The organism is Acidovorax soli (assembly GCF_014207955.1).
Lineage (GTDB): Bacteria > Pseudomonadota > Gammaproteobacteria > Burkholderiales > Burkholderiaceae_C > Acidovorax > Acidovorax soli_A.
The window spans coordinates 504,296-526,261 of sequence record NZ_JACHLK010000002.1; the positions used below are offsets into that span (position 1 = coordinate 504,296).

24 protein-coding genes and 1 pseudogene are annotated in these 21,966 nt (G+C 61.8%); 13 read left to right on the forward strand and 12 right to left on the reverse strand.

Features of this window, described 5'->3' with window-relative positions; translation table 11 throughout:
* Position 1: 1 nt before the first annotated feature.
* From HNP48_RS06755 to HNP48_RS06770, 4 genes are all read left to right on the forward strand, one after another.
* Complete coding sequence (locus HNP48_RS06755) at positions 2–625, forward strand: phosphatase PAP2 family protein (RefSeq protein WP_184856124.1); 624 nt, start codon at positions 2–4, stop codon at positions 623–625.
* A gap of 179 nt (positions 626–804) precedes the next feature.
* Positions 805–1,302 (forward strand): signal peptidase II, encoded by a 498-nt coding sequence (gene lspA, locus HNP48_RS06760; protein WP_184856125.1) that lies wholly within the window; start codon positions 805–807, stop codon positions 1,300–1,302.
* A gap of 86 nt (positions 1,303–1,388) precedes the next feature.
* Entirely contained in the window at positions 1,389–1,859 is a 471-nt protein-coding gene (locus HNP48_RS06765) for a TlpA disulfide reductase family protein (RefSeq protein WP_260420120.1), read from the forward strand.
* 81 nt (positions 1,860–1,940) lie between these two features.
* Positions 1,941–2,528, forward strand: a complete 588-nt coding sequence (locus HNP48_RS06770) for a thiol:disulfide interchange protein DsbA/DsbL (RefSeq protein ID WP_260420121.1) — start codon at positions 1,941–1,943, stop codon at positions 2,526–2,528.
* Positions 2,529–2,607: 79 nt separating this feature from the next.
* On the opposite strand, the gene HNP48_RS35780 is transcribed toward HNP48_RS06770, so the two are convergent.
* Entirely contained in the window at positions 2,608–2,763 is a 156-nt protein-coding gene (locus tag HNP48_RS35780) for an SCO family protein (protein WP_184856127.1), read from the reverse strand.
* A 44-nt stretch (positions 2,764–2,807) separates the two neighbouring features.
* Between HNP48_RS35780 and HNP48_RS35785 the strand changes: the two genes are divergently transcribed.
* The 4 genes and pseudogenes from HNP48_RS35785 (at position 2,808) to HNP48_RS06795 (ending at position 4,587) form a co-directional block, all read left to right on the forward strand.
* The gene (locus HNP48_RS35785; protein ID WP_409362535.1) at positions 2,808–2,900 is read left to right on the forward strand and encodes a hypothetical protein; all 93 of its coding nucleotides are present in this window, start codon (positions 2,808–2,810) and stop codon (positions 2,898–2,900) included.
* Positions 2,901–2,984: 84 nt separating this feature from the next.
* Positions 2,985–3,209 (forward strand): annotated as a pseudogene (locus HNP48_RS06785) (efflux RND transporter permease subunit); the annotation flags it as partial.
* 380 nt (positions 3,210–3,589) lie between these two features.
* The gene (locus HNP48_RS06790; protein ID WP_184856129.1) at positions 3,590–3,961 is read left to right on the forward strand and encodes a hypothetical protein; all 372 of its coding nucleotides are present in this window, start codon (positions 3,590–3,592) and stop codon (positions 3,959–3,961) included.
* 98 nt (positions 3,962–4,059) lie between these two features.
* Positions 4,060–4,587, forward strand: coding sequence for a DUF4148 domain-containing protein (locus tag HNP48_RS06795; protein ID WP_184856130.1), 528 nt, complete (start codon positions 4,060–4,062; stop codon positions 4,585–4,587).
* 139 nt (positions 4,588–4,726) lie between these two features.
* Here the strand turns inward: HNP48_RS06795 and HNP48_RS06800 are convergent, their stop codons facing one another.
* The 8 genes from HNP48_RS06800 to HNP48_RS06835 form a co-directional block, all read right to left on the reverse strand.
* Entirely contained in the window at positions 4,727–5,041 is a 315-nt protein-coding gene (locus tag HNP48_RS06800) for a hypothetical protein (protein ID WP_184856131.1), read from the reverse strand.
* A gap of 80 nt (positions 5,042–5,121) precedes the next feature.
* On the reverse strand, positions 5,122–6,054 hold the full coding sequence (locus HNP48_RS06805; RefSeq protein ID WP_184856132.1) for a cation diffusion facilitator family transporter: 933 nt from the start codon (positions 6,052–6,054) through the stop codon (positions 5,122–5,124).
* A gap of 429 nt (positions 6,055–6,483) precedes the next feature.
* Positions 6,484–6,864 (reverse strand): hypothetical protein, encoded by a 381-nt coding sequence (locus HNP48_RS06810; protein ID WP_184856133.1) that lies wholly within the window; start codon positions 6,862–6,864, stop codon positions 6,484–6,486.
* Between the two features lie 61 nt (positions 6,865–6,925).
* Positions 6,926–10,111, reverse strand: coding sequence for a CusA/CzcA family heavy metal efflux RND transporter (locus HNP48_RS06815; protein ID WP_184856134.1), 3,186 nt, complete (start codon positions 10,109–10,111; stop codon positions 6,926–6,928).
* Positions 10,112–10,126: 15 nt separating this feature from the next.
* On the reverse strand, positions 10,127–11,737 hold the full coding sequence (locus HNP48_RS06820) for an efflux RND transporter periplasmic adaptor subunit (protein WP_184856135.1): 1,611 nt from the start codon (positions 11,735–11,737) through the stop codon (positions 10,127–10,129).
* Between the two features lie 2 nt (positions 11,738–11,739).
* Positions 11,740–13,095, reverse strand: a complete 1,356-nt coding sequence (locus tag HNP48_RS06825) for a TolC family protein (RefSeq protein ID WP_184856136.1) — start codon at positions 13,093–13,095, stop codon at positions 11,740–11,742.
* A 157-nt stretch (positions 13,096–13,252) separates the two neighbouring features.
* Positions 13,253–13,612 (reverse strand): cation efflux protein, CzcI family, encoded by a 360-nt coding sequence (gene czcI / locus HNP48_RS06830; RefSeq protein ID WP_184856137.1) that lies wholly within the window; start codon positions 13,610–13,612, stop codon positions 13,253–13,255.
* 42 nt (positions 13,613–13,654) lie between these two features.
* The gene (locus HNP48_RS06835) at positions 13,655–13,993 is read right to left on the reverse strand and encodes a DUF4148 domain-containing protein (RefSeq protein WP_184856138.1); all 339 of its coding nucleotides are present in this window, start codon (positions 13,991–13,993) and stop codon (positions 13,655–13,657) included.
* Between the two features lie 156 nt (positions 13,994–14,149).
* Here HNP48_RS06835 and HNP48_RS06840 point away from each other — a divergent pair, with 156 nt between their 5' ends.
* Positions 14,150–14,836, forward strand: a complete 687-nt coding sequence (locus HNP48_RS06840) for a heavy metal response regulator transcription factor (protein WP_184856139.1) — start codon at positions 14,150–14,152, stop codon at positions 14,834–14,836.
* A complete protein-coding gene (locus HNP48_RS06845) occupies positions 14,833–16,170 on the forward strand; it encodes a heavy metal sensor histidine kinase (protein ID WP_184856140.1) in 1,338 nt (445 codons plus the stop codon). Before HNP48_RS06840 ends, HNP48_RS06845 begins: the two co-directional genes overlap by 4 nt.
* Before the next feature lie 3 nt (positions 16,171–16,173).
* Here HNP48_RS06845 and cadR read toward each other — a convergent pair whose 3' ends face one another.
* Complete coding sequence (gene cadR, locus HNP48_RS06850) at positions 16,174–16,665, reverse strand: Cd(II)/Pb(II)-responsive transcriptional regulator (RefSeq protein ID WP_116005313.1); 492 nt, start codon at positions 16,663–16,665, stop codon at positions 16,174–16,176.
* Between the two features lie 97 nt (positions 16,666–16,762).
* Between cadR and HNP48_RS06855 the strand changes: the two genes are divergently transcribed.
* Entirely contained in the window at positions 16,763–19,288 is a 2,526-nt protein-coding gene (locus HNP48_RS06855; protein ID WP_260420122.1) for a heavy metal translocating P-type ATPase, read from the forward strand.
* A gap of 23 nt (positions 19,289–19,311) precedes the next feature.
* On the opposite strand, the gene HNP48_RS06860 is transcribed toward HNP48_RS06855, so the two are convergent.
* Entirely contained in the window at positions 19,312–19,968 is a 657-nt protein-coding gene (locus HNP48_RS06860) for a thioredoxin domain-containing protein (RefSeq protein WP_184856142.1), read from the reverse strand.
* Entirely contained in the window at positions 19,965–20,381 is a 417-nt protein-coding gene (locus tag HNP48_RS06865) for a disulfide bond formation protein B (protein ID WP_184856143.1), read from the reverse strand. The genes HNP48_RS06860 and HNP48_RS06865 overlap by 4 nt, the downstream gene beginning before the upstream one ends.
* 796 nt (positions 20,382–21,177) lie before the next feature.
* On the opposite strand from HNP48_RS06865, the gene HNP48_RS06870 reads away from it, so the two are divergent.
* Positions 21,178–21,519 carry a DUF4148 domain-containing protein gene (locus tag HNP48_RS06870; RefSeq protein WP_184856144.1) on the forward strand — a complete coding sequence of 114 codons (342 nt, stop codon included), beginning with the start codon at positions 21,178–21,180 and terminating at the stop codon, positions 21,517–21,519.
* Between the two features lie 158 nt (positions 21,520–21,677).
* Positions 21,678–21,947 (forward strand): flagellar biosynthesis protein FliQ, encoded by a 270-nt coding sequence (gene fliQ, locus HNP48_RS06875; protein WP_184856145.1) that lies wholly within the window; start codon positions 21,678–21,680, stop codon positions 21,945–21,947.
* The last annotated feature ends 19 nt before the right edge of the window (positions 21,948–21,966 follow it).

Sequence of the window (21,966 nt, forward strand, 5' to 3'; positions counted from 1 at the left end):
CATGCAAACGCCGGACGCCGCGACGCAGTGGACGAGACACTGGCTGTATGACTGGGGTGGCGCCAACGTAGACCTCTTCCTGACCATCCAGCGCGCCCTGCCTGACGGCTGGATCTGGCTGCCCGAAATCCTGAGCTTGCTCGGCAGCTACTGGGGAGCGCCGGCCGTCGTGGTTCTGATGCTGGTTTGGCGGCGAATGCAGGTCCGTGAAGGGTCAACTCCGCTCGATGTGACGTTGTGCAGATTTGTGCTTGGGCTGGCGCTTGCATTCGCCGGCGCAGCAATCTTCAAGGCGATGTTCGCGCTTCCGCGTCCGTTCGTGGTCCTGGGAGATGCTGTCTACCGGGCCCACTCTGCACCTGACAGCCGATACACGATGCCCAGCGGCCATTCGGTCTACGTTGGGGTCCTGGCGGCAGCGCTTTGGCCTGCGCTGGGCTGGGCGGGCAGGATTGGCTTGCTGGTGTTCGCCGCCGCAGTGGGCTGGTCGCGCCTCGTACTGGGCGCGCATTTCCCGATGGACGTGATCGCAGGCCTTGCACTCGGCGGGTCGAGCGCTGCGGCCGCGGACTCTTGGGCTCAGCGCCTGGCGCGATGTGTGCCGATGGCATGGCGGAGATGGTAAATGACGCTTTCAGGGCGTGCTGGGCGCTGTCGGAGTCTGGCAGTGCCGTGTAAATGTGGTCGATCTGGTTCGCTTCGAACTTAACCTCCCTTTGGCGCTACCCGCGCCAGCGAAGAAACATCAGCTCCTCTCGATCCTGCCAGAACTGCACGTGAAGCCTTCAACCAAAGTTAACTTACATGAATCACACCCCGAAAAGACTGCAGTGGTATGCACTCGCGATCATTGTTTTTCTCGCAGATCAGGCTGCCAAGAGCTATATCGACGCGACGACCCCGTTGGGATGGTCGCATGAGGTCACGTCATTCTTCAATTTGGTTCATGTCCTCAATCCCGGCGCGGCGTTCAGCTTCCTCGCCGGCGCTGGTGGCTGGCAGCGGTGGTTCTTTCTCGCGATTGCCCTCGCGGTCTCAGCGTGGCTGGTGCTGCAGCTGTACAGCCCACTGCGGAAACTAGAAGGGCTTTCCTACAGTCTCATCCTGGGTGGTGCCTTGGGCAACGCATTCGACCGGGCGGTGCGGGGTCAAGTCATTGACTATTTGGACTTTCACCTGCGTGGATGGCACTGGCCTGCGTTCAACATCGCCGACATGGCCATTGTGGGGGGAGCGATTGCGCTGGTGGTTGTATCGCTGATGAGCGGGGACGGTCCTATCGCAGCGAAAGAGCCACGGTGAACCAAGAGCGCCATGTAAATTCCGATAGGGCATGCCTTCGGTTCCCGTCCACCAAAACAGGTGTACAGATGAAACGTCTCCGACACATGCTGGCTTTCGCTACAGCCTCACTGGCACTCGCCGGCTGCATGAATTCCTCGGCCGCACCAGAAAGCACTTTCACGCTTCTGGACGGCTCGTCGCTCACCACTGCCGACCTCAAAGGAAAGGTGGCGTTGATCAACTTCTGGGCGACCAGTTGCACCACATGTGTGGCGGAGATGCCCATGCTGTCGGCCACCTACGAGAAGTTCCGAGGCCGCGGTTACGAGACCATCGCTGTGGCCATGAACTATGACCCCCCGGCCTATGTCGTCAACTTTGCCCAAACACGCAAGTTACCTTTCCCTGTAGCCATCGACAACACCGGCGTGGTCGCCAAGGCGTGGGGCGATGTCAATGTCACCCCTACAACTTTCCTCGTCAACAAGCGAGGGGTGGTGGTGAAACGCTTCGTGGGTAAGCCGGACTTCTCCGAGCTGAATCAGCTTATCGATCGATTGCTCTCTGAGAGCTGAACCTAGTCATCTTTTTCATCTTCTTTCATCATGATCAAAAGACGCCTTTTCTGCAGCCTTTCACTTCCCTTGTCCCTCGGCATGCATTCCGCCTCGCGCGCTCAGGAACACTTTGCGCCGGGCAGACACTACGTGGAGATTTCTCCTCGACAGCCGACCAAAAACCCGAAGCAAGTGGAGGTGCTGGAGTTCTTCGCCTACAGTTGTTCGCATTGCAATGCATTCGAGCCTGCGCTAGAGGCCTGGGTCAAGAAGTTGCCTCCGGAGGTTTTGTTTCGCCGCATTCCGGTCGCCTTCCGCGAGGACCTCATGGTCCATCAGCAGCTGTACTTCGCCCTGGAAGCCCTGGATCTTGTTAAGCAGCTGCATGGGAGGGTTTTCCGAAACATCCACGCTGACAAGCAGCGTCTTACGACGCTTGCGGAAATCGCAGCCTTCGCCGAGAGGACCGGTGGCGATGGAAAATGGCTCGTGGAGACCATGAACTCGTTTGAAGTCGCCGCCAAGGTCAAGCAGGCCACGGCACTGGTCACCGGCTACAAGGTCGAAGGCACGCCTTCACTAGGGGTGGACGGACGGTGGCTAACTTCCGGCTCCATGGCCGGCTCGAACGCGCGTTCGCTGGCCGTAGCCGACCATCTGATCACGCTCGCCAGCAAGGCGCGGTGAAGGAGTCACTTCTTCGGAAGTCTCACGCCTCATTCAGCTGCAATCGCACGTCGGAATCCAGCGCTTCAGCCTCTAAACCTTAACGAGAGCGCAGCCGAACGCGCCCTCGCGCTTCGAAGACGTAGGTGACGGCCGAGTGCTCTATGACGTAGGCGCTCGGAATCTTGCCCTCTAGCTTCTTGTAGTAGATCTTGAACTCCTTCACGATCTTTGCCAGCTGCTGCTCAGAGGGCACAAGAGCGACACTCCATCCTGCTGTCGCACGGACCCATCCCCTCCATGCAATGGGGGCCTATGACCGTGGAGTTCAAGCCGCCGCCGCACAACGCGCTGCCGCGCCACCTGGAAAAAGGGCGACCACGTCACCATTGAATTCTTCGTGGACAAGGAGGGGATGCCCCAGCTCACACGGTTGTCGCCCATGCCAGCGCCGGCCTCTGCACCAGGGGCCAAGAAATGATCGCCCGGCTGATCCGCTGGTCCATCGTCAATCGCTTCCTGGTGCTGTTAACCACATTGGCTGGCGGCGCCTGGGGCGTCCCTGCCTTGCTCAGGACGCCGCTGGACGCGCTGCCCGATCTATCGGACGTGCAGGTCATCATCCGCACAACCTACCCGGGCCAGGCCCCGCGCATTGTCGAGAACCAGGTCACCTATACGCTGACCACCACGATGTTGGCGGGCGACATCGTCGCCCAGGAGATTAGCCGCTGCATAACCGTGCCAAATCTTGCTCTTTATGATCTGGCCATGGGTGGCGCTACGCGGGCCTCTTCGTATGTTTTGAGAGCGGGGAGGCTCAAGCACGCTCTAAGTGCATCCGAACAGAAGCCACCGGAGCAATGCGCTGAAACCTGTTGGCCAATCGCCGAAGGCACTCCAATTGGGTCCGAAATATGCATGCGTCTTACCTCCGGTCAATTTAAGAGTGTGCCTGTCAAAACTGTAATGCTGCGGTCAGCGGCACGTGGGCGGCAGATTTCTAGACTTATCCCCGTGGTGCAAAAAAGGTTGCATCTCCTGAATTCCCAACCGGGCGTTCAGTGCTCAAGGAGATCTTCATGAAAGTTCGTTTCGCCCTCATCGCTCTCGGCCTGGCGACCGCCGCTACGGGCGCCCTTGCTTCGACCGTGTATCACACCAGCCCTACCCAGGAAGAAGGGGCCACTTTCGTGCCATCTCACCTGGGCAATGCTGTGAGCCGAGAAGACGTACAAAAGAACGTGCTCATTGCCCAGCAAGATGGCTCGTTGCACTGGATCAGCCGTGGCTACCCCGCCACCTATCCGCTGGTCAAAGCGCCCGTGTTAACGAAGAGCCGGCAGCAAGTTCTCGATGAACTGCAATCGGCTCAAAAGCGCCCCGCCACTGCGAATGGGGTGCGCGACCTGGGCGGCGAGATCGGCTGGGTAGAAGCCCACCAAGCTCCATGAATAGCTGAGGGCCTTCGGGCCCGGCAGCCGCCGTCCATTCAACCCCGCCCATCCAAGGCACCACTTTTCGCTTCCAACCATTGACCTCAAGGACCAACATGAAACTCAAGACCACCCTCATCATCCTCGCGCTGAGCGCAGCCCCTGCATTCGCTTTCGATGCCAGCCATGGCGCCCAGTCCAAGACCCGCGAGGAGGTCAAAGCCGAGCTCTCGCAAGCACTGCGCAGCGGCGACATCATGGCCGGCGGGGAAATCGGCGCCAAAGTCAGTGAGCTCAGCTCCGGTGGCTACCAGTTGAAGACCCCGGTGCTGGGCAAGACCCGGGACCAAGTGAGGGCGGAACTGGAGCAGGCCGTTCGCAGCGGTGACATGCTTGCCGCCGGGGAATCCGGATCGCGGCTCAATGAACTCCAACCCGACCTGTATCCGGCCAAGGTGGCGCAAGCGGGCAAGACACGCGAGCAGGTCAAGGAGGAACTGGCAGAGGCCATCCACACTGGGGATCTCATGGCCGCCGGCGAGGACGGCCGCAAGCTCAACGAAATCTACCCTGGCCAATACCACCAGCACCACGCGGGCTCGGCGGCCGCGCAATCGGGTCACTCCAATGGCCGCGATCTCTGAACATCAGATCCAGAGCCCAGTAGCGCTGGGCTGGCCCGCCCTCACGCTCCGTGGTGGTGGGCACCAGCGCCGTTCACTCGTGCACACCGGGTGCGACCGGTGAGGTATCTGAATCGACCGGCTGGAGCTCGCCTGTGCTCTAGTTCATCTCGCGTTTGACGAGGGCTGCCGAGCAATCCCAAACCTTGACGTAGACCGGCTCTCCAGCAACCACGGCTACATCTGCAGGCAGACGCGCAACGGTCCAGCGCGACCGACCCACCTCTCTCCACTGGACAATGGCGAACCGCTCTTGCTCACGATCTAACTGATCGGCCTTGCACCGGCGCTTGTAGAACGCCAGGTCCTGATCAGTGGCTTCAACCCTGCTGACTTTGCCCACGCGCCAACCCTCCGCCCACGGCAGGGAGTTTTCATACACGGGGGTGGCGCAGCCGGCGGCGAGCAAGGCCACGACACACAGCGCTGGCAGGCGCAACCTGTTTGCGCAGCGCTGTGCAGAGCAGGAACGGAGGGTGGTCGTCCACGCGGAAATCACACGGGTGCTTTCCAGTGATCCGCACCAGCATTCGAAGTGCCGGCGGCAGTCATACCGCAGGCTTGGGTTTCCAACTGAATGGTGGTGTGGGTGATCTCGAATTGCTTCGCCAGCAACTGGTTGACGGCGGCCAGCATGGTGCCAGGGTCTGCCGCTTGCGGGTTGTATATGACGTGAGCGCTCAGGCTGGTCTTGGCGCTGCTGACCGCCCAGACATGCAGTTCATGCAAGGACACCACCCCTGGCAGGTCCAGGAGCGCACGCTTGAGCTGAGGCAGATCGATGCCTTCGGGGACGCCTTCGAGCAGGATGTTAAGCGTCTCTTTCAGGAGGATCCAGGTGCGGGGCAGCACCCACAAGCCGATGGCCACGGCAATGACAGTGTCGACCCAGTTCCACCCTGTGAACAGAATGACCAGCGCTCCCACGATGACCCCAATCGAGCCCAGCAGGTCGCTCCAGACTTCAAGGTAGGCTCCTTTGACGTTGAGGCTGGAATCCTTGCCTGAGGACAGAAGGCGCATACTTACCAGGTTGACGATCGTGCCTAGTACAGCGATCACCAGCACCCCTGTGGTCTGGACTGCAGGCGGATCGCTCCAGCGTTGCCAAGCCTCATAGAGGATGTAGGCCGCAACGCCAAACAGGAGCAAGGCATTGAACGCGGCGGCCAGGATCTCAAATCGGTGGTAGCCAAAGGTGCGCCGGTCATCGACAGGCCGGCGCCCGACCCGAATGGCCGCCAGCGCAATGGCCAGCGCCGCCACGTCGGTGAACATGTGTGCGGCATCGGACAGCAGAGCCAGGCTGTTGAGCATGACGCCACCAATGACCTCTGCCAGCATAAAGCCGCCGGTGAGCATCAGCGCGTAGCGCAATGCCTTTTCGTTTCCAGCCGCTGGCAAGGCGTGGTCGGAACCTTTTCCCATAGTCTGTCTCCTCAGCATCAATCTGGTGATGTCATCGACCGCGTTCAGTCCGCGGTCCTCGCCCGGCCTTGGCGCTCAGTGACGTCGCCGGTGCCGAGGCTTGCCCGTGGTTCGGCACTTCAAGCGCGTTATTTGCCGGTCCCTCAGTCTCTTGGCCAGTCGCCGGCTGTACTTGGTTCGAACGTCCATCGGGGGATGGCGCTTGAGCCACATGTGCCGCAGCCGCCAGAACACAAACACAGAGACCAACAAGCTGATCCAGATCCAGAACAGCTTGGCGAAAAGCCCACCCTGAGCCGCCTGCATTGACATGGATCGCTCCCTTTTTCCTCTAAGCGCAAGGACATGCACAGCGCCGAGGGGCGGTCCGGACCCGCCACTGCGGGGTCGTTCGCATGGACTGGAGCGATGCTTCGGGCGGCGTTGGTGTTACTTCAGCGTGAAGCGGACCGAGGCGACCGACTTGCCGGCCTTCGAGACGGCGACCAAGGCTTTGGTACCAGCGGGGACCTTGAAGCTACCCGCGGCTTCCAACTTGCCCTCACCGGCTTGGAGTTGAACCTCCTGCTTCTCGCTGCCGGCCAGCAGGGTGACCTTGGCGGTCATCCCCGCCACGGCAACGGGTTTTCCGTGGTCGCGCATGTAGAGCTGCAGCTTGTCGGCACTGGCGACGAATTCGTACTCGACGTCCTTGGCTTCCGCCACAGCACCACCGTGCATCGGTTTGACGTCGTGGCCGTGGTTGTCAGCCGCGATGGCTGCGCCAGCGATCGATACCGTGAGGGCGAGAATGAGGTAGGAGAGTTTCATGGCAGTTCCTTTGGGGTTGGAGAAAAGGGGAAGGTCCCGCGATCCGCGGGACCGTCTTCGACTAGGCCGGCTTCGGTGCGTCCGGGTGGGAGGGCTCGGCAGACACGTCCTCGGCTTCTTCATCGGGCCTGTGGGCCAGCCTGTAAAGAATCGGCAGCACGAGCAGCGTGAGCAGCGTGGATGAAAGAATTCCACCGATCACCACGGTGGCCAGAGGACGCTGGACTTCAGCCCCCGTGCCTGTGGCGATGGCCATGGGAATGAAGCCCAGCGAGGCCACCAGGGCGGTCATCAGCACCGGGCGTAGCCGGGTCAGGGCGCCATCCCGGATCGCTTCGTCCAGGCCGACCCCGCCTTCCCTCAGGCTGCGGATGTAGGAAATCATCACCAGGCCGTTGAGCACCGCCACCCCGGACAGCGCAATAAAGCCAACGGCTGCGGAGATGGACATCGGGATGTCCCGAAGCCACAGCGCCAGAATGCCCCCTGTCAATGCGAATGGGATGCCGGTGAAGACCAGCAAACCGTCCTTGGCATTGCCGAACATCGCGAACAGCAGCACGAACACCAGCAGCAGGGAGACCGGTACAACGATCTGCAGGCGCTTGGTAGCCGACTGCAGGTTCTCAAAGGTGCCACCCCAGCTCGTCCAGTAGCCGGTGGGGATCTTGATCTGCGCCAAGCCTTGCTCGGCCTCTGCCACGAAGGAGCCCACATCGCGCCCGCGCACGTTCGTGCTCACGACGATGCGGCGCTTGCCGTTTTCTCGGCTGACCTGGTTGGGGCCGGGTGCCAGCTCGAACGTTGCGACCTCACCCAGCGGGATGAAGTTCGTCTTGGCTTCCGTACCACCGGCAGACCGCGGCAACGGTATCGGCAGCCGCTTCATGCCTTCCAGGTCGTTGCGAAGCGCCTCAGGCAGGCGAACCAGGATGTCGAACCGGCGGTCCCCCTCGAACATGGTGCCAGCCTCACGACCACCGATGGCCGTGGCCACGGTGTCTTGGATGTCGGCAACGTTCAGTCCGTAGCGCGCTGCCTTCTGGCGGTCGATGTTCACCGTGAGCATCGGAAGGCCCGTCGTCTGCTCGACCTTTACCTCGGAGGAGCCCTGGATTTTTTGCAGCATGGCGGAGACCTCTTCCGCGGACTTGTTCAACACGTCCATGTCGTCACCGAAGATCTTTACGGCCACGTCGCTGCGCACCCCTGAGATCAGCTCGTTGAAGCGCAGCTGAATGGGCTGGGAGAACTCGTAGTTGTTGCCGGGGATCTTGCCAATGACTTCCTGGATCGCCGCGAGCAACTCATCACGGGTCTTTCGAGGCTCGGGCCATTCATCCATCGGCTTGAGCATGATGTACCCGTCTGAAATGTTCGGCGGCATGGGGTCCGAAGCAATCTCCGCAGTACCGGTTCTGGCGAAGATGCGCTCGATTTCGGGGAACTTCGCTTTCAGCGTCTTTTCGATCTGCTGCTGCATCGCCACCGACTGGGAAAGGCTGGTGCCCGGAATGCGCAGTGCCTGGATCGCGAAGTCGCCTTCATTGAGGTTGGGTACAAACTCGCTGCCCATGCGGGTCGCGATCAATCCGCACAGGACCACGGCAACCGCGGCAATGGTGAGAACCAGCGTTTTGGCGCCCATCACGCGATCAAGCATGGGGCCGTACAGGCGCTTGGCATGGCCCAGCAAAAAGTTCTCCTTCTCGCTGACCCGATTGCCGATGAAGAGGGCCACAGCTGCCGGGATGAAGGTCACCGACAGGATCATCGCGCCCACCAAAGCGGCAACCACCGTGAAGGCCATGGGGTGGAACATCTTCCCTTCCACGCCCGTCAGCGCGAAGATGGGCAGGTACACCACCATGATGATGAGCTGTCCGAACAGCAATGGGCGGCGTGACTCCTGAGATGCCAGGAACACTTCATGAAAGCGCTCGGCCCGCGTCAACGGCCGGCCGTGGTGCGCCTGCGCATGGGCGAGCCGCCGCACGCAGTTCTCCACGATCACCACAGCGCCGTCAATGATGATGCCGAAGTCCAGGGCCCCCAGGCTCATCAGGTTGGCACTCACCTTGTAGTGGACCATCCCGGTGAACGTGAAGAGCATCGACAAGGGGATGACCATTGCCGTGATGACTGCGGCCCGGATATTGCCCAGAAAGAGGAACAGGATCACGATCACCAGTACCGCGCCTTCCAGCAGGTTCTTCTTGACGGTATTGATGGCCTTGTCGACAAGCACGGTGCGGTCATAGACCGTCACCGCGTGCACGCCCTCTGGGAGGCTCTTGTTGACCTCCAGCATCTTCTTGTCCACTGCCTGCGAGACGGTCCGGCTGTTTTCTCCGATCAGCATGAACACCGTGCCAAGAACCACCTCGCGCCCGTTGTCGGTTGCGGCACCCGTTCGCAGTTCCCGGCCAATGCCCACCTCGGCCACGTCACGCACGCGCACAGGAACACCGTTGGCACTGCTGAGGATCACGTTGCCGATGTCCTCCAGCGACTTGACCTGTCCAGGGGCGCGAATCAGGTACTGCTCGCCGCGCTTTTCGATATAGCCCGCGCCCACATTGCCGTTGTTGCGGTCCAGTGCCGTGACGACGTCTTGCAGCGTCACGCCCAGCGAGGCCAGTCGTTCCGGGATGGGGGCGATCTGGTACTCCTTGGCAAAGCCGCCAATGGAGTTGATTTCGGTCACGCCAGGAACGTTTCGCAGCTGCGGCTTGATGATCCAGTCCTGGATCTCGCGCAGGTCGGTCGGGGTGTAGGGACTGCCATCGGGCTTCTTGGCCCCATCCTTGGTTTCGACGGTCCACAGATAGATCTCGCCCAAGCCGGTCGAGATGGGCCCCAGGGCTGGCGTGATGCCGGCGGGCAGCCGGTCTCTGGCTTCCTGGATGCGCTCATTGACCAACTGGCGCGCGAAATAGATGTCGGTTCCGTCTTTGAAGATGACGGTCACTTGCGACAGTCCGTACCGTGACAGCGACCTGGTCTGCTCCAGGTTCGGCAGGCCGGCCATGACTGTCTCGATGGGATACGTGACCCGCTGCTCGGTCTCCAGAGGCGAATAGCCGGCGGCCTGGGTGTTGATCTGAACCTGGACGTTGGTGATGTCGGGGACCGCGTCGATGGGCAGCTTCTGGTAGCTGAAGACGCCCAGCGCCGCCATGCCCAGGGCCGCCAGCAGCACCAGCCATCGCTGCTCGATCGAGAATCGGATGAGTTTTTCAAACATGTATGCGCTCCGGGATCAGTGCGTGTGTTCGGCAGATCCCTTGCCGAGTTCGGACTTCACGACGAAGCTGCCTGTCGAGGCGTAGGGCATGCCGGGCTTGAGGCCCGACAGGACCTCGATGCGCTTGCCATCGCTTCGACCCAGCTTCACAGGTTGGGCGATGAACCCACCGTTGACCTTGAGGAAGACCACGGGCTTTTCTCCGACGTTCTGGACTGCGTCGGCCGAGATGGTCACAGGCGCTGCCGTTTCTTCGGACACCACCTCGACGTTGACGAACAGGCCGGGGCGCCAGGCGCCCTTGGGGTTATCAAGAACGACGCGGGCCTTGGCGGTACGGGTCTGCTCACCGATCAACGCGCCCACGAAAGCGACAGTGCCCGTGGCGGAGGCATCGAAGGCGGTGGCCTTGATGGTGACCTTCTCGCCCAACCGCACCGACGGCAGATCCTTTGCAGGAACATTGATCTCAGCCCACACCTTGGAAAGGTCCGAGATGGTGAACACCGCCGCATCTTCCTTGACGGCCTCGCCAAGACTCAGGTGCTTTTCGATGACGATGCCGTCGAAGGGCGCGCGCAGTTCGATACGGTTCAGTCCGGACACGGACGAGGTGGACAGGCCCAGCGCACTGAGCTTCTGATTGGCGTTGGCGACAGCGACCTCCGCTTCGCTCAACGCCTGCCTGGCCTGCAGGTAGTCCTGTTCGGCAGAGACCTTTTGCTCCCACAGCTTCTTTTCCCGCTCGTAGGTGGTCTTGGCCAGCGCCAGGCGCTTTTGCGCCGTCTGCAGCTCGCTGCGCTGCTCCGAAGCAGTCGGGCTCGCGATGGCGGCAAGAATCTGCCCCTTTTTGACGACCTGGCCCAGGCTGGCGCTGACACTCTCCACCACACCCGCCAGACGGGGAACCACGTGCGAAGTCCGGTCCTCGTTCAGCCGGATCTCGCCGGGCAAAAGCAGCGCCGTCTTGATGTTGGCTGCCGAGGCGGAGTCCACCGTAATGGAGGCGGCCTTGATCTGGGCATCGGTCAGTTCGATCTTTCCCTCTTCCTTGCTCATCACGAACATGAAAGGTTCGGTGGCCGTCTGCGCAATGATCTCGATGTCGAACGCGTGGGGTTCGGCGACGATCTCGCGGCTGACCAAGCTGTCCTTTTCTGCGGCAAACGTCAGCTTCTGCTTTTCGTCGGTGGGGCGGGTCACTGTTGCCGTGACCGTTACCGTGTTCAGGGGGAGCGGCTTATCCTTGTCGGACAACCAGACCCGCAGCCGAGGCTCGCCACCATCTTCGGACAGCAACGCCTCCAGGCTGAAGTCGCCTTCCTTGAACACGGTACCGCCGTGGGGGCCCTTAGCCTGGCTCTTTTCATGGTGTTCGCCATCGGCGTGGCCTTTGTCGTCGTCGTGGCCTTTTTCACCGCCCTTGCCATGGTGCTCTCCATCACCGTGCCCCTTAGCCTCGGTATGGCTGCCATGGCCGTGGCCATCGCCCTCGGCAGCGACTGCTTTGGGCTTGCCGCCGCCCTGCAGGATGAAGGCTCCTGCCCCGACCCCTAGCGCGAGGACAACGGCAATAGCGATGAGATGCTTTTTGCTGATGGTGGATGTGCTGGTGTTCATGGTCATGCTCAGTTGTGCGTTGCGATCAAGCCGGAAACCGTGCTGGCCCCGAGCAGGCGGTCGACATCGGCCGCCGCGCGGTGTGCCTCGCCCAGGGCTTTGAGGTACTGGGATTTGGCGGTGAAGTAGGTGCGCTGGGCATCGAGCACCTCCAGGAAGTTGAACTTTCCGTTCTCGAAGCCAATGGTGGCCGCGTCGTAGGCCGACTTCGCGCCGGGCAGGACGTCCTGCTGCAGCGACTGGATCTCCGCAGTGATCGTCGAAAGGCGTTCGCGCGCCTGCGCCACTTCGCTGTGCAGGCGCACCGTGGCCCCTTGCAACTCGTCACGGGCCTTGTCCTCAAGTTTGAGCGCTTCCAGCAGGTTGCCCTGGTTGCGGTCAAACACAGGCAGAGGCACGGAGACACCAAACAGAAGGACGTTGCGTTGGGTCTCGTTGCTGCGCTGCATGCCGACGCTGACGGTGACATCGGGCACGCGCTTGCTTTGCTCCAGTTCAGTCAGGGCCTGGCGCCGATCAACCTCGATTCGTGCAAGGACAACGCCTGGCGAAGAAGAAATCAAGGGCTGAAGATCGGCGAGGGGTGGTACCGCTGGAAGGTTTTCGGCTTTGCCCTCAAGGACGGTGAACGGCGCATTGATCTGTCCCAACAGCGCAAACAAGCGAGACAGTGCATTGCGTTGTTCGCTGGCTGCCTGGGCGAGCTCGACGCGAACGCCGGCTTCCGCAACGCGGGCCTTGGACTCTTCCACAGGTGACACCTTGCCAGCGGCTACGCGCTTGGCCACGGTATCCGTCGACGACTTGGCCAATGCGACGCTGTCTTTGGCGAGTGCCAATCGCTCCTGCGCCGTCAGGACATCGAAGTAGGCTGCGGCCACATTGGCCCGCACGGTCCCCTTCAGCTCAGCGAGCTGGGCCGCCGCCTGCTCGCGTGACTTTTCGGCCGCCTTGGTACGCGCTGCACGCTTTCCCCCCAATTCCACGGGAAGGTTGAGCTGCCAGCTTTGCGTACGTGTTTTGGACCGTGCGTCTTCCAGCGAATAGGCAAGCTCGGGATTGGGGCGTGAGCGCCCTTGAAGAATCTGCCCCTCTGTTGCCTCCAACTGGCGCGTAGCGGCAGCCACCTCTGGATTCCCTTCCAGGGCCAACTCGATGGCCTTGGCCAGCGACAGGGGCCCAGCGGGAGACACCGCGACAGTCTGGGGTTCCTGTGCTCCAACGACTGGACCTTGCGACGTGCCCTGAGAAAAGGCCCCGCCCGAGAAGGTCAGCAATATGGCCGCGGCACCTGCCGCGAGCCTGAATTTAGTGCGGCCGCGCCATGCGTGCGGCTTTCCTTGAAGGTAAATACCCTTGAACATCCGATTCTCCAGTGATTTCAAAACACGAGGGAATCGGCGGGGTGGCAACCGTGCAGCTGCCTGGCAAATCGTCAGTCAATGCAGCCGCGAAAAGCGCAACTGCATCCGCCAGGAGGCGGACACGAAGGACTGAAAGAAGGAGAGATGCCCCCGCCGATCAGGCGAGGACGGGCCACTGTGGGCGGTCGGGGGGGGTGGGCGTTACAGCCGCCAAGCGCTCACCTGAGGGTGAGTCCACACGGCTGTCATGGCAGATGCGATGTTTTGCACAAGACCAGTTGAGGGCCCCGATGCCGGCACCATGGCAAACCGAGCAGTCGACATCGGACATGTCTGCGCCTTGGCCGGTCTTGTCGGCTTGGGCGATCCCGCTTTTGGCTTCGTGCTTGTGTTCGTGATGCCCCAGATGCTGCGCCTGGGCGGTCGAGTTCTCGTGCATGCAATAAGCAGCCACCGCGGACCAGCTGAACTGGAACGGGAGCAATGCAAGCATAAAAACGACGATCAGGCGGCGCATTTTTTGAGTCTAGCACGCGGTCCGGAAAACTTCGTGTGACTATCAGCCGCCCGAGCCGTACAGTTCCTGGATGCGCTGTTTTTCAGCGGCTGACATGTTCAGGTATTCCTGCTGCACCTGCTCACGCGTCTTGGAGCCGCCCGTTGCCTTGACAGGCAGTGCACCACCCCGTGACAGGATCGCCAGCGTACCGTCCTTGCGCGCGACGTCGACCGACCGGAGCACGTCGCCACGGGACATGTTGCTTTGCACGTGGTCGGGATGGGTGGTCATTCCCACTTCACCGCCGGCGGGATGGTAGAGCGCCGAAGCAGATGCCAGGCCTGGGGCCGCAATGGCAAGGGCAATCAGGGAGAGTGCGAGGGGTTTGCGAACGGTCATGGTGTGGTCCCTTGATTCGGATGAGCCAGCGGCGACTTGCCCGGGCTATGCCTTTCGACACGGTGCGACTGTAGAAATCGGCGCGCGACAAGGCGCCAACAGCCAGATGACAAATTCGTAATCTACGAACAGGCGGCATTCTTCGAGAATGGCACCATGAAAATTCTGCTCATCGAAGACGAAGTCAAGCTGGCCGAGTACCTGCGCAAGGGCCTCGGAGAGGTCGGCTATGTGGTGGACGTCGCCCACAACGGCGTGGACGGCCTGCACATGGCCCTTGAAGGCGGCCACGATCTGCTGGTGTTGGACGCGATGCTCCCAGGGATCGACGGCTTCAGCCTGCTGACGGCCTTTCGCAAGACCAGGCAGACCCCTGTCTTGATGCTCACAGCCAGGGTCAGTGTCGAGGATCGGGTGCTCGGACTTCAGACTGGTGCCGATGACTATCTGGTCAAGCCCTTTGCGTTTTCCGAGTTGAGCGCCCGCATCCAGGTTCTGCTCAGGCGTAGCCACGGAGCACGGGACACGGCAGAGCCCACGCAACTGCGTTTGGCCGACCTGGAGGTCGACCTGGTGCGGCGCAAGGCGACACGAGGCGGTCAGCGCTTGGAATTGACTGCCAAAGAGTTCCTGCTGCTGACCCTTTTTCTGAGAAGGAAGGGAGAAGTGCTGTCTCGCACGGAGATCGCCGAGCAGGTCTGGGACATGAACTTCGACAGCGATACCAACGTGGTGGAGGTCGCCATACGGCGCCTGCGTACCAAGATCGATGTGCCCTTTGACACCGCGCTTCTGCACACCATCCGCGGTATGGGGTACGTCATGGAAGAGCGCAACGGATGAAGGCCCTGGTCCAACATCGCTCATTGCGCCAGCGGTTGTCGTGGTGGCTGGCACTTCAGAGCTTTGCCGGGCTCGGGCTGGTCTGTCTGGCCGTCTACCTGGTGACTGAATTCAACTTCCGAGATCGACAGGAGGAAACGCTGGCGCAAAAGGAAAACGTCATCCGGCACTTGCTGGCGGACGGCAAGGAGCACGGGGATTCGGAAGACCTTGCTCACAAGCTCGATGATTTCCTGGTGGGGCACGGAGATCTTTCGCTTGAAGTAGCCCAGGCCGATGGGGCCGTCCTCTACGCCCATACCCGCAACCAGAATGAGAAGACGGTCTGGCGCCAGCGGCAGTTCGAAGTGGCGCAGTCTGCAGGCCAGACACCCTCAAAGAGTCTGCGCGTCCAGCTGTCGCTGGACATCCAGACCGACAACCAGTTGCTACACCGGCTTGCAGTCACGTTGCTGGTGGCAGCCATTGGTGGGGCCGTCGTGGTTTCGCTGGGCGGCTTCTCCCTGGTCAACCTGGGCCTGGCGCCCGTTCGAAGACTGGCCAGCCAGACGCGCGCCGTGTCGGCTGACAACCTGCACCAGCGGCTCGATGGCGCGGAGCAGCCCCTTGAACTCGTGCCGCTGATCGACCAGTTCAATGCACTCCTGGCTCGCATTGAAAAGGCCTACTCGCAGATGGAGGGCTTCAATGCGGACGTGGCGCACGAGTTGTGCACGCCTTTGGCCACGCTCATTGCCAACAATGAACTGGCGCTGCGGCGCCCCGAGCAGGCGGATATTCGCGAGGTGCTGGCATCCAATCTGGAGGAGCTGCATCGCCTGACCGGTATCGTCAACGACATGCTGTTCCTGTCCCAGGCGGATCGAGGCGTGGGAGCGCGTCGCGCGCCCGTGGCAAGCCTGGCATCGGTGGCGGCCGACGTGCTGGACTATCACGAGGCGGCGCTGGCCGAGGCGGGTCTCACCGCGAAAGTGGTCGGCGATGCGCATGGCACCTTCGACGTGCCGTTGTTGCGCCGGGCTTTGTCCAACCTGCTGGGAAACGCAACCCGCTACGCGAGCACCGGCTCAATCGTGCAGATCAACTTGAGAACTGTTGACGAGGACCGCGTGCTGATCAGCGTCACCAACTACGGCAACACCATCGATCCCGACATACTTCCCCAGCTGTTTGACCGGTTTTTCCGGGCAGATCCTGCTCGCAGCCATGGGCAGAGCAACCATGGCCTGGGCCTGGCCATCGTGGGCGCGATTGCCCGCATGCACCAGGGCAAGCCGGTGGCCAGGTCAGAGAACGGAGTGACAAGTGTCGGGATAGAGATTCGCGCTCACTGAAAATCAGCGTCGTTTGTTGGCCCGCTGCCTCGGAGCCACGCCAATATCATGATGAGCACCTGGCGGGTGGGCTTCGCTGGGCTGCATGTGATTGTGTTGAAGTGCCGCATTGGCCAAGCCGCCCAAGATGCCGCACTCACCGGCGGGATGGCCTGGTGAGTACTGTTGTTGCAAGCTGCGCAATTCCGACTCCAGTGCTTGGAGTTCCCGGATGCGAGAGACCACGTGCCCGATGTGCTCCCGAAGAAGCGCGTCCACTGCGCCGCAGTTTTCATCCGGAGCGTCCTTAAAATGCAACAGCACCCGGATCTCATCGAGCGTCATGTCCAGGCAGCGGCAATGGCGGATGAAGGCTAGGCGCTCGACATGACTGCTGTCGTAGACCCTGTAGTTGCTTTCTGTGCGCATCGCGATCGGCAGCAGGTTCTCGCGCTCGTAGTAGCGGATGGTCTCTGTCTGCGTGCCTGTGGCCTTGGCAAGTTCGCCGATTTTCATGAAGCGTCCTCTGCAAAATCTGGTTTACGTAGGACAATGCGGCGACATCTGGGAAGTCGCTTGACTTTAAGGTCACTACAGGGTTTCCAATTAGGCCATGAAACCAGAAACCAGCACTTCCTCCAGCGTTGTTGACACCTGCTGCTCCTCGGGCTGCTCGAGTACCGTTGCCTCGGCTCCTGCCGCCGCAAGCAGCCCAGGCCAGGGCACGCTGTTCCGAATCGCCACTATGGACTGCAGCGCCGAGGAGTCGGAGATCCGGCGGGCGCTGGAACCTCTGGAGGGAATCAGGTCCTTGGGTTTTCAGCTCGGCGCGCGCACGCTGAAGATCGATGCGGACGATCGCGCCTTGCCCCTGGCGCTGGATGCCATCCGCAAGGCGGGCTTCGATCCACAGCCGGTCGCCACTGCGGCAAGCACCCAGGGTGGCCAGGGCCGGGTGTTTCGCATTGCGACCATGGACTGCAGTGCCGAGGAGGCGGAGATTCGCCGGGCGCTGGAGCCTCTGGATGGAATCCGCTCTCTGGGTTTTCAGCTCGGCGCACGGACGCTCAAGATCGACGCAGAGGAAAGCACCTACCCGTTGGCACTCGATGCCATCCAAAAAGCCGGCTTTGATCCACAGCCAGTGGTCGGCGCCGATGGCTCTGAGGGCGGACAGGCGGGCGCATCAGCCGACGACCACGACCAAGGACATGGTTTTGCAGGCGGCATTTCCCGGTTGGTGGCTGCGCTGGTGTTCGCGACTGGGGCTGAGGTCCTTTCCTTCTTTGCACCCGACCAGATGGCCTGGAAGGTGGCCGGCATGGCCATCGCCGCCGTGGCCATCTGGCTGGCGGGTATCGACACCTACAAAAAAGGCGTTGCGGCACTGCTGCGCGGCAAGCTCAACATCAATGCGCTGATGTCGGTGGCCGTCACGGGCGCATTCCTCATCGGTCAGTGGCCTGAGGCTGCCATGGTGATGGCCCTGTACGCGATTGCTGAACTCATCGAGGCCAAGGCAGTGGACCGTGCCCGCAACGCCATCAAGGGCTTGCTGGAACTGGCGCCGGAAGAGGCACTGGTTCTGGGAGCAAATGGGTCGTGGTTTGCTACACCGGTGGCTTCGGTGGCCATTGGAGCAACCGTGCGCATCAAGCCAGGCGAACGGGTGCCGCTGGACGGCAAGGTGACCAAGGGCAATGGGGCCATCAACCAGGCGCCGGTGACTGGCGAGAGCATTCCAGTGGACAAGGCGCCTGGCGACCAGGTGTTCGCGGGGACCATCAACGAGACTGGTGAACTGGAGTTTGAGGTTACTGCCTTGTCCAGCAACACCACCCTGGCCAGGATCATCCAGGCCGTGGAGCAGGCGCAGGGCACGCGTGCGCCGACGCAGCGCTTCGTCGACCGCTTCGCCTCGATCTACACCCCTGCTGTCTTCGCCATTGCCGTGGCGGTAGCGGTGCTGACCCCTTTCCTGATGGGCCTGACCTGGCTGGAGGCGCTATATAAGGCCTTGGTGCTGCTGGTGATCGCCTGTCCGTGTGCTCTGGTCATTTCCACGCCCGTCACAGTGGTCAGCGGATTGGCCGCGGGAGCGCGCCGCGGGATCCTGATCAAGGGCGGAACCTACCTGGAAGACGCCCGGCTCCTCAAAGCCGTAGCGCTGGACAAGACGGGCACCATCACAGAGGGCAAACCCAAGCTGGTGAAGTGGCAGGTATGGGGCGCTGGCGATGAGGGCGCTATCCAGCAGATGGCCGCCAGCCTGGCGGCCCGTTCCGATCACCCGGTTTCCAAGGCGATAGTTCAGGGACTGGAGGCACAAGGCCCCGAGGCTGAGAACTTCAAGGCCTTGCCCGGGCGCGGTGTCGAGGGCGTGGTCAATGGTGCGCGCCTGGTGCTGGGCAATCACCGGCTGATTCACGAGCAGGGCTTGTGCGGACCGGACCTGGAGGCGGAGCTGGCCATCCACGAAAAGCAAGGCCGCACGGTCACCCTCCTGGCAGACGACTCGCGGGTTCTGGCGCTCTTCGCGGTAGCGGACACCATCCGCGAGACCTCAAAGCAGGCCATCGTCGATCTCAAGGCACTGGGAGTGACCTCGGTGATGCTGACCGGCGACAACACGGCCACTGCAAAGGCCATCGCAGCACAGGCCGGCATTGATGATGCCCGCGGGGATCTGCTGCCCGAAGCCAAGCTTGATGCCATCAAGGAGATGCAAAAGCGCTATGGCGCCACCGGTATGACCGGCGATGGCATCAATGACGCGCCGGCGCTGGCGCAGGCCGACATCGGCTTTGCCATGGGCGGTGCGGGGACTGACACGGCGATGGAAGCGGCCGACGTGGTCATCATGAACGATGACCTGCAGCGCGTCGCCGAGACCGTGCGCCTGTCCAAGCGCACCCATGCCGTTCTCTGGCAGAACATCACCTTGGCGCTGGGTATCAAGAGCGTTTTTCTGGTGATGGCGGTGGTGGGCACTGCGACCATGTGGATGGCCGTTTTTGCGGACATGGGGGCCAGCTTGCTGGTCGTGGGCAATGGACTGCGCCTGCTTCGCGGCACGCGGGTCGAGCCTGCCGCGAAGGCCCAGCCTGCGCAGCCCAAGGAGCATGCCCATTCCCACTAGCGATTGCCCGGGACGCACGATGCCTATTTGCCCGCCTTGGAGACCTCCTGGGCTACCAGCTCAGCCAGTTGCTTGGCGCCAAAGCTGGGCAACGGCCGCCCATTCACAAAGAAGGTCGGGGTCTTGTCGACCTTGAGGGCAGTCAGGTCCTGCACATCCTGCTGCAGCATCGCTTCCAGCGTGGGCGATGCCATGTCGGCCCGAGCTCTCGCCATGTCCAGACCTGCCTGCTCGGCCGCACTGTAGGCCAATGCCAGATTGGGACTTCCATGGTCTGCCCACTGTGGCTGTGCCGCCAGCAGGGACTCCAAGACCACGAGGTACCTGTCCTGCAGCCGCGCGGACTCCAGCAGCTTGACCACCTCGCCCGAGCCCTGGTGGAACGGTGCATACCGGATGACCAACCGAACCTGGGAGGGATACCGCTGCATGAGATCTTTCACGACCGGATAGAAAGCGCGGCAGGTCTCACATGCGGGATCGAAGAATTCGACAATGGTCACGGGCGCCTCTCGGGGGCCGATGACTGGCGAATGCATGCGTACCAGCCGCTCAGACTGCCCGGCGGCATGCTGCTCCTGGTTGCTGGTCACACGGCTCTGGTAGAGACTCGCACCGACCGCGAAGGCTGCAAGTGCGACGCCCAGCACGAGGGCGATGATGTATTTGCGGTGGATCATTTGGCTGTTTTGCGCAGATAAAGACAGAGTGAAACGGCGATGACAATGAACGCCGCCAAGGAAAGCCAGGGCAGTTCAATGCCATAGAAAAAGTCGAGCTTCTGATCGGCGCAGGACACGCCTACAGCGCATGGAACCCATGCCCTGGGAACCAGGCCTGCAGCCAGAAGGCTGTGGTAGCCCGCTACGGCCGCGCCTGCAAGCGCCAGGGGCAAGGCATAGACCGCTCCCCGGCGGTCCTCGCTGTAAAAGGCCATGCCCAGCACCATTACCAAGGGGAACATGGCGATGCGCTGGTACCAGCACATCACGCAGGGGGCCATGCCCATCACCTCGCCGAGGAACAGCGCGCCGCCTGTTGCTACAACGGCGGTCAACCAGGCGGCCAGAAGTAGCAATGAGGTATGTTTCATCGGTGCCTCCATTGCATCCTCAGGAGAGTGCAGCAAGGGGGTGTCGCAGCACTACTTGCGGTGGTTTGCGGGCCAGGCGGCCCAATGGCTATGAACATGAAGTGATCCCGAAGGCATGCGTCGAGGCCGGCACACAGGTGCCGGCACGCTTGGCAGGGATCGCCGTGGATTGCTGGGCGATACCCTGGTCAGGCCAGGGCGTGCCACTGAGGACGTTCGGGACGGTTGGCAGGCACTGCGGACCAGCGCGCTCTGATAGAAATGCCAAAGTGCTCCTGCCCGACGGCCGCGCAAACGCCGCGCCGCGCGGGCAGCGCCTCTGGACCCTGGGCGTGGCATGTGCCGCACTCCACTTCGATAGCGGCAGTGCCCATTCGAGCTGACTCCCGAGCCAGCTTCTCGTCGGCCGCAGCCAGGCCCATTTGGTGGTGTTCGCACAAGTGCCGTGCTGTCATGAGCGAAACCCCGTACTCCGGCGCGCTGTCGTGCGGCCCCACTGCAGCCCAGACCAGTTGCAGCGGCAAAAGCACAAGCAAAAGAACAAGCAGTCGGGAGCGCATCCAGAAAATTGTACTGGCGTCTCGACCGCAGTCGGCGCGCGCGCAAGCATGCAAGCGCGCCGGCCGTGCGGGCCACACGGCACGCCCGAGTGGGCGCTATGAACATAACAAACTTGTAATCCTGCGGTGCGCAAGCTGTCGGCATGCGGTCAGCAAACTGTCACACGTGGCCCGACTGCTGGCCCTACAGCGGCGCAGATGACGGGGCACGTTCATTCAAACCCAAGGAGATACACATGACAGTCCGCACTTTCCTGACCGCCTTGTCGCTGGCCGCGGTCGCTGCCCCGGCCCTGGCCAGCAGCGTGATCCACCCCGCGAGCACCGAGATGGGATACACGACGCATCCCGAACACGCGCAGGCGGGCAAGTCGCGCGACCAGGTCCTGGCAGAGATGGAACAGTCCAAAAAAGACGGGCTGTGGCAATACCATCGGTTTGGCGCTCCCGTCCCAGTGAAGGGCAAGGCTGCGACACGGGACGAGGTGCTGGCGGACCTTGAGCGGTCACAAAAGCATCCGAGCTGGGCACTGCGACGTGTGGGAGCACCTGTCGCTGACGTTCCCACGCTCAAGTAAAGCAATCCTGGATCTACCGTACATTTTCGCGCATGGGCTGAGCAACGATCTCGGGCGGCGACGATGAAAACTCCCCCGACAAGCTTCTCCTGGCGGGTCGCTCATTGGTCGAGCGCCGCTATGGGGGTGTGGGTCAGGCCGTTCATATCCGATAGTCTATGAGTTCCCAGCACGTTCTTACTGCCGCTCAAAATGCGCTTTATATGCTCCTGATGGTGGCTGCGCCCATCATTTCGGTTGTGTTGATCGCTGGGCTCATCGTGAGCATCCTGCAGGCCGCAACTCAAGTTAACGAACCGACCCTCTCTTTCATTCCTAAACTTATAGCAGCTTTGGTCGCACTGATCATCGCAGGGCCTTGGCTTTTGGCTACGCTTGTTGACTATCTGCAGGGCGTCCTCAGCTCGATTCCCAGCATGGTTCGATAAGAGACAGGGCTTGCGCTGC